The organism is Streptomyces tailanensis (assembly GCF_008386495.1).
GTDB classification, from domain to species: Bacteria; Actinomycetota; Actinomycetes; order Streptomycetales; family Streptomycetaceae; genus Streptomyces; species Streptomyces tailanensis.
On the sequence record NZ_VTHJ01000001.1, the window covers coordinates 82,995 to 95,279 of the forward strand.

General features: G+C 71.1%; 12 protein-coding genes. 6 read left to right on the forward strand and 6 right to left on the reverse strand.

Annotated features, from left to right (window positions below):
- Positions 1–106 precede the first annotated feature (106 nt).
- From F3T56_RS00365 to F3T56_RS00385, 5 genes are all read right to left on the reverse strand, one after another.
- The gene (locus F3T56_RS00365; RefSeq protein WP_149822597.1) at positions 107–775 is read right to left on the reverse strand and encodes a response regulator transcription factor; all 669 of its coding nucleotides are present in this window, start codon (positions 773–775) and stop codon (positions 107–109) included.
- Complete coding sequence (locus tag F3T56_RS00370) at positions 772–2,247, reverse strand: sensor histidine kinase (RefSeq protein ID WP_172638742.1); 1,476 nt, start codon at positions 2,245–2,247, stop codon at positions 772–774. Before F3T56_RS00370 ends, F3T56_RS00365 begins: the two co-directional genes overlap by 4 nt.
- Complete coding sequence (locus F3T56_RS00375) at positions 2,198–2,500, reverse strand: small secreted hydrophilic protein (protein ID WP_149822598.1); 303 nt, start codon at positions 2,498–2,500, stop codon at positions 2,198–2,200. The genes F3T56_RS00370 and F3T56_RS00375 overlap by 50 nt, the downstream gene beginning before the upstream one ends.
- A 72-nt stretch (positions 2,501–2,572) precedes the next feature.
- Positions 2,573–2,854, reverse strand: a complete 282-nt coding sequence (locus tag F3T56_RS00380) for an Lrp/AsnC family transcriptional regulator (RefSeq protein ID WP_149822599.1) — start codon at positions 2,852–2,854, stop codon at positions 2,573–2,575.
- Positions 2,851–3,561: a rhomboid family intramembrane serine protease gene (locus F3T56_RS00385; protein ID WP_246203307.1), complete on the reverse strand. Its 711-nt coding sequence runs from the start codon at positions 3,559–3,561 to the stop codon at positions 2,851–2,853. Before F3T56_RS00385 ends, F3T56_RS00380 begins: the two co-directional genes overlap by 4 nt.
- A 187-nt stretch (positions 3,562–3,748) precedes the next feature.
- On the opposite strand from F3T56_RS00385, the gene F3T56_RS00390 reads away from it, so the two are divergent.
- From F3T56_RS00390 to F3T56_RS00410, 5 genes are all read left to right on the forward strand, one after another.
- Positions 3,749–3,988 (forward strand): hypothetical protein, encoded by a 240-nt coding sequence (locus tag F3T56_RS00390; RefSeq protein WP_009309707.1) that lies wholly within the window; start codon positions 3,749–3,751, stop codon positions 3,986–3,988.
- Between the two features lie 34 nt (positions 3,989–4,022).
- Positions 4,023–5,366: an NYN domain-containing protein gene (locus F3T56_RS00395; RefSeq protein ID WP_149822600.1), complete on the forward strand. Its 1,344-nt coding sequence runs from the start codon at positions 4,023–4,025 to the stop codon at positions 5,364–5,366.
- A 271-nt stretch (positions 5,367–5,637) separates the two neighbouring features.
- The gene (locus F3T56_RS00400) at positions 5,638–6,669 is read left to right on the forward strand and encodes a C40 family peptidase (RefSeq protein WP_172638743.1); all 1,032 of its coding nucleotides are present in this window, start codon (positions 5,638–5,640) and stop codon (positions 6,667–6,669) included.
- Positions 6,670–7,012: 343 nt separating this feature from the next.
- Positions 7,013–8,059, forward strand: a complete 1,047-nt coding sequence (locus tag F3T56_RS00405; protein WP_149822601.1) for a C40 family peptidase — start codon at positions 7,013–7,015, stop codon at positions 8,057–8,059.
- An 83-nt stretch (positions 8,060–8,142) separates the two neighbouring features.
- Positions 8,143–9,432, forward strand: a complete 1,290-nt coding sequence (locus F3T56_RS00410) for a hypothetical protein (protein WP_149822602.1) — start codon at positions 8,143–8,145, stop codon at positions 9,430–9,432.
- A 232-nt stretch (positions 9,433–9,664) separates the two neighbouring features.
- Here F3T56_RS00410 and F3T56_RS00415 read toward each other — a convergent pair whose 3' ends face one another.
- Positions 9,665–10,891: a glycosyltransferase family 87 protein gene (locus tag F3T56_RS00415; protein ID WP_172638744.1), complete on the reverse strand. Its 1,227-nt coding sequence runs from the start codon at positions 10,889–10,891 to the stop codon at positions 9,665–9,667.
- Positions 10,892–11,083: 192 nt separating this feature from the next.
- Between F3T56_RS00415 and F3T56_RS00420 the strand changes: the two genes are divergently transcribed.
- Positions 11,084–12,226 (forward strand): glycosyltransferase family 4 protein, encoded by a 1,143-nt coding sequence (locus F3T56_RS00420; RefSeq protein WP_149822604.1) that lies wholly within the window; start codon positions 11,084–11,086, stop codon positions 12,224–12,226.
- The last annotated feature ends 59 nt before the right edge of the window (positions 12,227–12,285 follow it).

Consider the following 12,285-nt stretch of genomic DNA (forward strand, 5'->3'; position numbering starts at 1 on the left):
GAAAGACGCCTCATGTGGGGGTGTGTTCGGTTGGTTGGCGGCTGCGGGTCTGTGGGGGCTGGTCGCGCCCACGCGGCGGAGCCGCATATGTCACAGCCTCGCGCCCCTACCCTGCTGCAGGGAGCCGGTAGCCCATGCCCCTCACCGTCTCCAACTGCCCTGCCCCCAGCTTCTTTCGCAGTGCCCGCACGTACACATCCACGATGTTCGACCCCGGGTCGAAGTCGTACCCCCACACATGCGACAGGATCTGCTCCCGCGACAGCACCTGGCCCGGATGCCGCAGGAACAGCTCCAGCAGTACGAACTCCCGCGCCGTCAGGTTCACCGGCCGCTCGCCGGCCCGTGCCCTCCGCGTGCGCAGGTCGAGGGTCAGTTCCCCGCTCCGCAGCATCGTCACCTCGGGCGCCCGGGCCGCCGTACGCAGCCGTAGGCGCACTCGGGCCAGCAGCTCCTCGAAGCGGAACGGCTTGGTCATCCAGTCGTCGGCGCCGCCCTCCAGGCCGGCCACGGTGTCGCGTACGGAGTCCCGGGCGGTCAGCACGATGACCGGGACGGTCACGCGAGCCTCGCGCAGTTCGCGAAGCACCGTGAAGCCGTCGCGGCCGGGCAGTCCTATGTCGAGGACGATGAGGTCGAAGCCGCCGGTGAGGGCGTACTCGTAGGCCGCGTCGCCGTCGCCGACCACGGTCGTGGTGAAGCCTCCGGCACGCAGGCCCTTCTCGACGAAGGAGGCGATCCTTTCCTCGTCCTCCACGATGAGGATGCGGTTCACGTGCGTGCCCCTTCCAGGGTGAGGATGAAGGTGGCGCCGCCGCCCTCCGTGTCGTGGAGTCGTACGCGGCCGCCGTGGGCCTCGGCGATCGCGCGGACGATCGACAGGCCGAGCCCGGCACCGGAGCCGCGGGCGCCGCGTCGGGCCGTGCCCCGCCGGAACCGTTCGAAGATCACCTCGGCGTCCTGCGGCTGCACACCGGGCCCCGAGTCGACGACGTAGAGCTCGACGGCCGAACTCCCGTTGACCCGGGAGCCGATGCGGATGGTCTGGCCGGTGGTGGTGTGCTGCACGGCGTTCTGGGCAAGCTGGACCATGGCCTGGGTGATCCGCTGGGGGTCCAACTCGGCTTCCTGGTCGGCGACTTCGGCGAGTTGCCAGTCGCGTTCGCCGAGGGTGCGGGCCTTGACGTAGACGTCGGCGGTGAGTTCGGCGAGCTGTACGGGCTCGGGGCGGACGAAGTCGGGCCGTTCGGCCTTGGCGAGCAGCAGCAGGTCCTCGACGATGCGGCTCATGCGGTCCAGCTCGTCGGTGACCAGCCGGATCGTCTCCTCGCGCTCGGCGGGATCGTCGCCCATCACCTCCAGATGGCCCCGCACGATGGTGATGGGCGTACGCAGCTCGTGCCCGGCGTCGTCGACGAACTCCCGCTGCGCGGCGAAGGCCCGCTCCAGCCGGTCGAGCATGGCGTTGAAGGTCTCGGCGAGCGCGGCCACGTCGTCCCGGCCGTGCACCGGGATGCGCTGGGTGAGGTCCTGCTCGGTGAGCTGGGCCGCGGCGGAGCGCACGACCCGTACGGGCTTGAGGATCCGCCCGGCGACGACCCAGGCGATACCGGTCGTCATCAGCAGGGCGACCCCGGAGATGGCGAGCAGCACCTGGAACACCTCGTCCGCGCGCCGCTCCTCCCGCTGCGGGTGGAAGGCGACCACGAACGCGGCGTCCGATTCACCGCCGTACCGGGCCACCTCGACCTTCGCCCAGTGGATGTCCCCGGACGCCCGCTTCAGCACACCGGTGGAGTCGGGCGAGTCGAAGATCGCGAGCTGGGCGTCGTCGTCCTTGTGCAGGGGCAGCGTGACGGGGATGTCGCGCCGCTGGATGATCTGCGCGGGTTCCCGGCCCGGCCGGCCCACCAGGCCGATCAGTTCCTCGTCCAGGTCGGCGTTCTGCCGGTCCAGGAAGACGTACAGCAGCCGCGACGGTTCCGTGAACGGCTCCCCGGTCTCCGGATCGACGCCCCGTGCCTGGAGATTGGTGAACTCCCCGGCCTCCTGCACGAGCAGTTTGTTGATGCGCTGGTCCACGTCCCGCAACAGGATCGAACGCGTGGTCGCCGCCACCGCCGCCAGCGCCACCGCCATCACGAGCAACAGCCACAGCAGAATCCTGACCCGCGCGGACACCCACCGCCGCGACCCGTCAGCCGTCGTCCCCGGCTCCGTCGTCGGCGTCGTCCTGTCCTCGGTCATCGGCATCGTCATCATCCGCGGGGCTGTCGGTCACCGGAGGCCGCGGCACGACCTCGTCACTCGGAGTCGCCGACGGCCGCGTGGAGGTGGGCGTCGGCGCAGGACTCGAAGCCCCCTTCTCCAACTCCACCTTGGGCGGCACCTTCGGCGCCTCAGGACTGTCGGTGAGGGCAAAGCTGGTGGCGGCGATCCCGAGAGGAATCGCCACGACGGCGGCGAGAGTCGCGATACGACGAGAGAATGAGAAAGCCATGAGCGAAATCGTGCCGGGGGCACACGTTACGGAGGATGAGCCGCAGATGAGGGTTCTTTCATCTGCGCGACCTCAGTTGTCCAGCCCGATGGCGAACGCGGCCTCAAGGTCATGCTGGGAGTAGGTCCGGAACGCGACGTGCGTATCGGTCGCCAGCACCCCGGGAATCTTGCTGATCGCCCCCGGAATCACATCAGCCAGATCATCGTGCGCCTTCACCCGAACCATGGCGACCAGATCGTACGTACCGGTCACGGAGAACACCTCGCTCACGGACTCAAGCGCGGCAATGGACTCCGCGATCTCCGGAATCCGGTCCACGCTGGTCTTGATGAGCACGATCGCGGTGATCACGACTGTTTCTCTCCCTCAGGGGCGGGCACTGGGCCTTTCACTCTAGCCCTACGCCCATGACGCCCCCACGCGTAGCCGAACCCCACCCCGAACCCCACCAGATGCGCCAGATACGCGACCCCCGGCCCCGACGTCTCCCGCCCCGCGGCCAGCCACTGCAGGCTCACCCAGAACGGCAGCGTCACCCAGGCCGGGAACCGCAGCGGGAGGAAGAACAGGAAGGGAAAGAGGCTCGTCACGCGTGCTCGGGGGAACAAGAAGAGAAACGCGCCGAGGACCGCGGAGATCGCCCCGGACGCGCCGACCAGCGACTGCGGGGACCCGGCGTGCGTGGCCGCGTACGCCCCGAGGGCGACGTAACCGCAGCCGACGTAGAAGAGGGCGAACTCCACATGGCCCATGCGTTCCTCGGCCATCGCCCCGAAGACGAAGAGGAAGAGCATGTTGCCGAGGAGGTGCAGCCAGCTGCCGTGGACGAAGAGCGCGGTGAGCGGGGTGAGCGCCGCCCGCGGGGAGCCGGTGAAGAGCTCGACCGGTACGACACCCCAGCGGCGGAAGTACGCCCGCTGCGCGACGAGCAGCTCGTCACCGGTGCCGTACGCCGGATTCAGGCCCGCCGCCGGCCCGATCAGGAAGATCACACAGCAGAGGATGATCAGCCCGTACGTCACCGGCGCCGACTCATTTTGTACGGTCTTTCCGATCACGATCAGAGCATGACGTAACGGGACCCACCCGCCCAGACCGCCTCGCCGCCGGAGCTGATCGGCCTCGGCGTCGGTGCCGCTCCGTAGGCGGAGCGGCACGGGATACCGGTCAGGCCGTAGGGTTACGAGCCACACGCACCGGGAGGCCGGGGCGTCACGGAGACTGGAAGAAGGAAGAGCAGCCACGATGACGGTTCCCCTGCCGACCGCCACGACCCGCTGGCGCTGCACGCTGTGCGGCAACCTCACGCGTTTCGACGTGACCCGCTCCTCGAAGGTCGTCGAGTACGTTCACCTCGACCTCGCCGGGGAACCGAAGGTCGAGGAGCGCGAGGTGGTCAGTGAGACCATCGAGTCGGTCCGCTGCCGCTGGTGCAACGCCGTGGATCAGGTGGAACTCGTGGACAGGCCGGGCGCCGACTCCTGAGGGAGGCGGCCCCGCACGGACAGTGGGGTGACGGATGGTGGAGACCGCAGGCGGGGGGCCGGGCGACGGCGCCGCTGAGGTGCTCGACCGACCGCTGCCCGACGGCGTGCGCAAACGCGTCGTGCAGATCGTCTCCGACGGCTTCGGCGGACTGACCGTGGGCGAACTGCCCGCACAGTTGCGGCAGTACGCCCGGTTCGCGCCGAATCGCCGGGTGAAGTTCGCGGGCAACGCGATGGCGGCCGCCGTGGAGACCGACACCCTCTTCCGCCAGCGGATCGGGGAGCGGTTCAGGGAGGCCCACCCGGAGCTGGCCGGCGCCCTCGACGCGGGCGCCCCGCCCCCGGCCGCCGATCCGCTGGACGTGGCGGCCGCCGCGTACGTCCTGCGCCCCACGGGCTGGGTGAAGCTGGTCACCGCGGCCGGCGAGGAGGCCCTGCGGGCGGAGGCGGAGCGCGCCGACGAGGAGAACCGCGCCGAGCTGGAGCGGCTGCGCGAGCAGCTCGCCGAGGCGCGCGGCCAGACGAAGGCGGAGACGGAACGGCTGCGTACGGAGCTGGAATCGGCCAAGAAGGAGGCCGACTCGCTGCACCGCAAGCTCCGCTCCGCCCTCAGCGACGTCAAGCGCGGCGAGGCCGCCCTGCGTAAGCTGCAGGCCGAGATGGAGAGCGTACGCGCCGAGGGGCACGCCCAGGTGTCCGCCGCCGAGAGCGAGACCCGGCGGCTCAAGGCCCGGCTCGGCGAGGCGGAGGCGGCCCTGGAGGCCACCCGGCGGGCGGCCCGCGAGGGACGCAGCGTCGAGGACATGCGCGTACGGCTGCTGCTGGACACCGTGCTGGACGCGGCCCAGGGGCTGCGCAGGGAGCTGGCGTTGCCGCCGGTGTCCGTACGGCCCGCCGAGACCGTCGACGCGGTCGAGCCGGGGCGGATGACGCCGAAGGACATCGCGGCCCGTGCGCTGTCCGAGAACGACCCCGCGATCCTGGACCAGTTGCTGGCGCTGCCGCAGGCGCATCTCGTCGTCGACGGCTACAACGTCACGAAGACCGGCTATCCGCAGATGCCGCTGGAGAAGCAGCGCCTCAGGCTCCTCGGGCAGCTCTCGCAGCTCGCCGCGCAGACCGGTGCCGAGGTGACGTGTGTCTTCGACGGGGCCGAGCTGGCCGCGCCCGTCCTGCTCGCGCCGCCGCGCGGGGTGCGGGTGCTGTTCTCCAAGCCGGGTGTCACGGCCGACGAATTGATCCGTCAGCTGGTGCGCGCCGAGCCACCCGGGCGGCCGGTCATCGTGGCCTCCACCGATCGCGAGGTCGCCGACGGGGTCGCCAAGGCGGGCGCCAGGCCGGTCGCTTCCGCGATGCTCCTCAAGCGGCTTTCCTGACCCTTCGGTACCGTCCGCCCCGTCAAGTCCCAACGGCAACGTACGGGCGCTATGACCGAATTGGGTCGAACTGTTGCGCAACGTAGCGTCAACCGAGCATTACTGCTTGTGTGTTGAGTGTAAATAGTGCGCCCTGGGGCGGGATTTTTCCTGTGGGGGATTTGAAGTGATCATCATTAGGTCACTAGGGTCTGGGCTCAAACCTCTCAACGGGTGATCATCGCCGGAGTCCCCGCCGGGCGATCGCTCACATTGAAGGAGTTCACCTACCGTGGCGTCCCACCGTCGACCCAAGCAGCCGAGCCGTGCGCGTGTGACCGTGCTCACCACTGCCGCCGCCGCTGCCGTGGCCCTGACCTCCCAGGCGGCCAACGCCGCGCCTGTCGACAAGCCGAGCAAGGACGAGGTCAAGACCAAGGTCGACAAGCTCTACGAGGAGGCCGGGCGGGCCACCGACAAGTACAACGGGGCCAAGGAGAAGGAGGAGAAGCTCCAGAAGGAGATCTCCACCATCCAGGACAACGTCGCCCGTGGCCAGGAGGACCTCAACGAGCTGCGTGAGGGCATAGGCCAGGCCGCCAGCGCCCAGTACCGCTCGGGCGGCATCGACTCCTCGATCCAGCTCTTCCTCTCCGCCGACCCGGACGACTATCTCGACAAGGCCGCCACGCTGGACCAGTTGAGCAGCCAGCAGGTCGACGCGCTCAAGAAGATCCAGGAGAAGCAGCGCTCGCTCGCGCAGCAGCGCGAGGAGGCCAACGAGAAGCTCGGGGACCTCGCCGACGTCCGCGAGTCGCTGGGCAAGAAGAAGAAGGAAGTCCAGTCGAAGCTGGCCGAGGCGCAGAAGCTCCTCAACACCCTGACCGCCGCGGAGAAGGCGGCCCTGGACCAGGAGGAGACGCGCGCCAGCCGCTCCGCCGGTGAGCGCGTCGACCTCGGCAACGAGGTGCCCGCCTCCCAGCGTGGCGCGGCCGCCCTCGCCGCCGCCGCCACCCAGCAGGGCAAGCCGTACGTCTCCGGCGGCAGCGGCCCCAACTCGTACGACTGCTCCGGTCTGACTCAGTGGGCCTACGCCCAGGCCGGTGTGTCCATCACCCGGACCACGTACACGCAGGCGAACGACGGCACCCGGATCACGCGCGATCAACTCGCCCCCGGCGACCTGGTGTTCTTCAACAACCTGGGTCACGTCGGCCTCTATGCCGGCAACGGCACGGTCATTCATGCACCGTACCCGGGCAAGGTCGTCCGCTACGAGTCGATGAGCACCATCGGCACCTTCCAGTTCGGCGTCCGTATCTGACGCCTGCTTCGGCTCCTTGAGGGCTTCTGAGGGCTTCACGGCTCCGATGGTCGCGGTGTGACCATCGGAGCCGTTCTGCTTCAAGATCAGGACACCGGGCCGCCCGAACGGGCGAATTCCCGCACTTCACGCTGACCCCGCGCCCCGCCGGTGACCTGGGTCCCGAGCGGGGCGTCACGCTGTGTGTCCGCGGAGGTCTTTGGCTGTGACAGGGTCGCGCGGCTACTGTCGGCCGCGCTTCCCTCACTCGCCGTGAGGGCACCCGCCGTGAGGGCACCCCCTCCGGGTGCCGTTCCGGCTTCGGGGAGGGCCCTGTCCGCCGTCGAAGGGAGTGCGGCTTCCCGTGGTGTCCCACAGTCGCCTTGTACCGTCCGGGTTCGACCGGGGCGCAGCCGCCGCCCTGAGCGTGCTGTCCGCCGCGGCCTCCGCCCTCGGCGCCGTCCCCGTCCAGTCGGCCGTCGCCGCCCCGCACGACCACCCCACCCGCGCCGAGGTCGACCGGCTGTACGAGGAGGCCGAGAAAGCCACCGAGGCGTACAACAAGGCCGACGAGCGCGCCGACCGGCTCCGCGACCAGATCGGCACCGCCCAGGACCAGATCGCCCGGAAGCAGGACCGCATCAACACCATGCGGGAGTCGCTGGGTTCGCTCGCCGGGGCCCAGTACCGCTCCGGCGGCCTCGACCCGGCCATCGCCCTGCTGTTCTCCGACAACCCGGACGACTACCTCGACACGGCCGCCGCCCTGGACCGGATCGGCGCCCACCAGGCGGGCGAACTCCACGCACTTCAGCAGGCCATGCGCGACATCGCGCAGCAGCGCGCGGAGGCCTCCGGCAAGCTGACCGAGCTGGAGAAGAGCCGCAAGGCCGTCGCCCTGCACAAGCGGACGGTCGAGCGGAAACTCGCCGAGGCCCGGCGGCTGCTCCACTCCCTCCCGGACGACGAGCGTGCCGAGTTCGACCGTGCCTCCCGCTCCGGCGGCGAGCGCCGCTCCGCGATGGAGAGGCCCGACCTCGCCGAAGCCGGCGCCGGTGCCCCCAACGCCCGCGCGTCCGCCGCCGTCGCCGCCGCGCGCTCCGCCCTCGGCAGGCCCTACGTGTGGGGCTCGTCCGGCCCCTACGGCTTCGATTGCTCGGGCCTCATGGTCTGGTCGTACGGCCAGGCCGGGGTCGCGCTTCCGCGCACCTCGCAGGCCCAGCGGTACGCCGGCCGCCAGGTCCCGCTGTCCCAGGCGCAGCCCGGCGACCTGGTCATGTATCGGTCCGATGCCAGCCACGTCGGTATGTACGTAGGCGACGGCCAAGTCATTCACGCCCCCTACCCGGGCGCCCCCGTCCGCTACGACCCCGTCGGCATGATGCCGATCACCTCGGTCACCCGCCCCTGACGCCCATTTCCTTCGTCTTACCTTCGTCGTAGAGCCCGGATCGACCTGCCGTACGGCGACGGGGGCCCCGTACGATCGGGAACGTGGCTGGTCGAAGGCGCACGACGTGTCCCCGGCCCGGGTCGGGGGTCCGGCACGGGCTCCCTTCGGCACTCGCTCTTACGCTCGCCCTCGTCGGCTGCGGCGGGAACGCGGTGACCGACTCCGCCCGCGCCGACGTCGAGCGGATGCTCGACCGGCGGGCGGAGGCGGTCCTGGAGCGGGACGAGACGGCGTTCCGGGCCACGGAGGCAGCCGCCGAGTTCGCCCGGCCCGAACTGGCCGCCGGGGCCGCCGAGTTCGCGAACCTGCGGGACCTTCCGCTGGCAGCCTGGTCGTACGACCTGGGCGACTTCGACCGCTCCGGCGACCGGGCCACGGCCGAGGCGGCCCTGCGCTACCGGGTACGCGGCTACGACAAGGCGCCCGTCACCGCCGTACGCACGCTGTCCCTGGTCCGCGACGACGACGGGGCCTGGTACGTCGCCTCCGACGATCCCTCGGAGGAGGGCACCATGCAGCTGTGGGAGCAGGGGGCGATACGGGCCGTCCGCGGCGAGCGGAGTCTGGTGCTCGGGGTGGGCCGGCCGGAGGGGACCCTGCGGGAGTACGCGCGACTGGCGGACCGGGCCGTGCCCGCCGTGACCGAGGCGTGGGGCGAGGACTGGGCGGGCCGGGTCGTGGTCCTTGTGCCGCACTCGCTGGAGGAGATGGCGGGGCTGCTGGGGGCGCCCTCGGACGGGTATCGGGGCATCGCCGCGGTCACGACCGGCGAGGTGAGCGAAGCCAAAAGGGGGTCCCCCCGGCCGGAGGCTGCGGGAGGATCGGCGAAGGCCCCCGCTGACCGGATCATCGTCAACCCCGACGCGTACGCCGTCCTCGGCGCCTTCGGCGAGCAGGTCGTCCTCACCCACGAGACCACCCACGTCGCCACCCGCGCCCACACCAACGCCGCCACGCCCCTGTGGCTCTCCGAGGGGTACGCGGACTGGGTCGGCTATCGGGCGACCGGGCGTTCGGCGTCCGAGGTGGCGCCGGAGCTGCGGCGCGCGGTGGCGGAGGGCAGGGCGCCGGCCGGGCTCCCCGAGGACGGCGACTTCGGCTTCTCCGGTGACTCGGGGCGGCTCGCGCAGGCCTATGAGGGGGGCTGGATGGCGTGCCGGCTGATCGCGGACCGGTGGGGCGAGGTCCGGCTGAACGAGTTCTACCGGGCCGTCGGCGCGCACGGGAAGCGGGCCGGGTCGGTGGAGACCGCGCTGCGGGAGGTGCTCGGGACGACACCGTCGAGGTTCAGCGAGCAGTGGCGGGCGTATGTGAGGACTCAGCTGGGCTGACACGGGGGTCATGCCGCCAGCGCCTGAGAGCTCGTGGGGTGCGGATTGTTCGGCGGGTGCGGGTGGTTCGTGGTTGCTCGCGCAGTTCCCCGCGTCCCTTGACGGCATGGGTCGCGCCCGGTGCTTTTGAGGGGCGCGGGGCTGTGTCGATGTGCGGCTCCGCCGCGTGGGCGCGACCAGCCCCCAGTCACCCGCACCCGCCGAACAATCCGCACCCCGAGCTCTCCCGCGATCACGAGCCCAAGGGTTCCTTCGTGCGGGTCGGCTGGTCAGGGGCGAGCAGGGGTACCCGGCGGGGGACCGTTGCCTGCCAGAGTTCGAGGGCGGCCAGGAGGGTGGCGAGGACCAGGAGGCCGTTGCGGGTGAAGAGGAGGGTGATGCCGAGGGCGTCGCTCGTGACCACGTGGGAGAACCAGATCGGGAACTCCAGGACGGTCACGAAGGACGCGACCAGGACGAGCCCCGCGGGCAGCACCATGCGGCTGGCCCGGAAGCAGAGGCAGACCGCCGCGAGGCCGACCAGCCACACCATGTACTGGGGGCTGATCACCCGGCTGGTGGTCGTGAACATCAGCACCGCCACGAACGCGGCCTCCGCGAGGGTGTGCGGGGTGAACCGCCGCGCGCGCACCCGCCACAGCAGCAGCCAGCCGAAGGCCACCGCGCTGAGCGCCAGGGCGGCGTTGCTGACGACGTCGACATACGGGCCGAGAAACTCGACCGAGCCGTAGTTGAGCAGCACCTGGCCGTTCCAGCCGAACTGCCGGGCGACGTGGAAGACGAGGGAGCCCAGCGACTCCACCTCGGTGCCCCGGTCGCGCTGGAAGGTCAGGAAGGCGAAGGCGCCGGGCATGGAGACGGCGAAGAGGGCGGCCAGCGACACGGCGGTCACCGCCGCCGAGGCCCAGGGCCTGCGCCCGCGGGCACCCAGGAGCAGCAGCACCGGCCACACCTTCAGCAGGGCCGCGAAGGCCGTGAGCGCCCCCATCACGCGCGGGTGGCGGCCACCGGCGAGGAGGGCGGCGACCGCCACAGCGGCCACCATCACGTCGTAGCGGGCGTACACGGTCGGGCCGAGCAGCGGCAGGCCCACCACCCACACCCAGGCACCGCGCCAGGTCTTTCCGGGGCGGGCGCCCGCGTACAGGAGCAGGGTGAGCACGACCAGGTCGGCGAGGAAGGCGAGGACGAAAAAGGCCGACGCGTAGTCCAGGAAAGGCAGCAGCCCGGGGGAGAGGATCGCCAGGGCGGCGGCGGGGGGGTACTGCCACGTCACATCGTCCAGGGGATACGTTCCTGTGCGCAGGATCTCGTACCAGCCCTGGTAGATCACCGACACGTCGCTGGTGACGTCCGGGCCGGGGAACACGTACACCTTGAAGACGAACAGCAGCAGGAGCAGCCGGGTCGCGCCCCAGGCCGTCAGCAGCCCGAACGGGAGCCGTCGCGTGCCCGTCATGTCCACCTGAGCCAACCGAGCCACCTGTGCCCCTGTCCGTGTGCGCCGGAGCGCCGTCTGCCCCGCGTATGTTCCCCGCATGTGGGGACATGATCCCCCGTCGGGCTGTGAAGCGACCGTGAAGTCCGGCCGGACCGTGTGAGGGGCGGGTGCGGAGGCCTTGAGGATGCCTGTTCGGTAGGGTCGGCGGCGATGCACAAGACCCTGATCGTGACCAACGACTTCCCGCCCCGGCCCGGCGGAATCCAGGCCTTCCTGCACAATATGGCGCTGCGGCTGGATCCCGAGCGGGTCGTCGTCTATGCCTCGACCTGGAAGCGGAGCCGGGAGGGCGTGGAGGCGACGGCCGCCTTCGACGCCGGGCAGCCGTTCACTGTTGTACGCGACCGGACGACCATGCTGCTGCCGACGCCCAGCGCCACGCGTACGGCCGTCGGTCTGCTGCGGGAGCACGGCTGTACGTCGGTGTGGTTCGGGGCGGCGGCCCCGCTCGGCCTGATGGCGCCCGCGCTGCGGAAGGCGGGCGCGGGGCGGCTGGTGGCCACCACGCACGGGCACGAGGCGGGGTGGGCGCAGCTGCCCGCCGCCCGGCAGTTGCTGCGGCGGATCGGCGAGGCCACGGACACGATCACGTACCTGGGCGAGTACACGCGCTCCCGGATCGCCACCGCCCTCACCCCCGAGGCGGCCGGACGCATGGTGCAGCTGCCGCCCGGCGTCGACGAGAAGACCTTCCACCCGGACTCCGGCGGCGACGAGGTACGGGCCCGGCTCGGGCTCACCGACCGGCCGGTGGTCGTGTGCGTCTCCCGGCTCGTGCCGCGAAAGGGGCAGGACACGCTGATCCTCGCGATGCCGGCGATCCTTGCCAAGGAGCCGGACGCGGTGCTGCTGATCGTCGGGGGCGGACCGTACGAGAAGGAGCTGCGGAGGCTGGCGTACGAGACCGGGGTCGCCGATTCCGTCCGCTTCACGGGGGCCGTCCCCTGGTCCGAGCTGCCCGCCCACTACGGCGCCGGTGACGTCTTCGCCATGCCGTGTCGCACCCGGCGGGGCGGCCTCGACGTGGAGGGGCTCGGCATCGTGTACCTGGAGGCCTCCGCGACCGGACTGCCCGTCGTCGCCGGTGACTCCGGCGGCGCCCCGGACGCCGTGCTCGACGGCGAGACCGGCTGGGTCGTGCGCGGCGGCTCCCCGGACGAGGCCGCCGAGCGCGTCATCACCCTCCTCGGCGACGCCGAGCTGCGCCGCCGCATGGGGGAGCGGGGGCGGGAGTGGGTGGAGGAACGGTGGCGGTGGGACCTGCTGGCCGAAAAGCTGCAGTTGTTGCTGTAGGGGCAAAAGGGGCATCCCGTATCTCTGGTGTGAACGCGGGCGTCCGCAGATCCTGTGAG

Coding starts and splice junctions, on each gene's coding strand:
- F3T56_RS00370 (WP_172638742.1), bottom strand. CDS start 2,247: ATGACCGAGGACAGGACGACGCCGACGACGGAGCCGGGGACGACGGCT.
- F3T56_RS00375 (WP_149822598.1), bottom strand. CDS start 2,500: ATGGCTTTCTCATTCTCTCGTCGTATCGCGACTCTCGCCGCCGTCGTG.
- F3T56_RS00390 (WP_009309707.1), top strand. CDS start 3,749: ATGACGGTTCCCCTGCCGACCGCCACGACCCGCTGGCGCTGCACGCTG.
- F3T56_RS00395 (WP_149822600.1), top strand. CDS start 4,023: ATGGTGGAGACCGCAGGCGGGGGGCCGGGCGACGGCGCCGCTGAGGTG.
- F3T56_RS00415 (WP_172638744.1), bottom strand. CDS start 10,891: ATGACGGGCACGCGACGGCTCCCGTTCGGGCTGCTGACGGCCTGGGGC.
- F3T56_RS00420 (WP_149822604.1), top strand. CDS start 11,084: ATGCACAAGACCCTGATCGTGACCAACGACTTCCCGCCCCGGCCCGGC.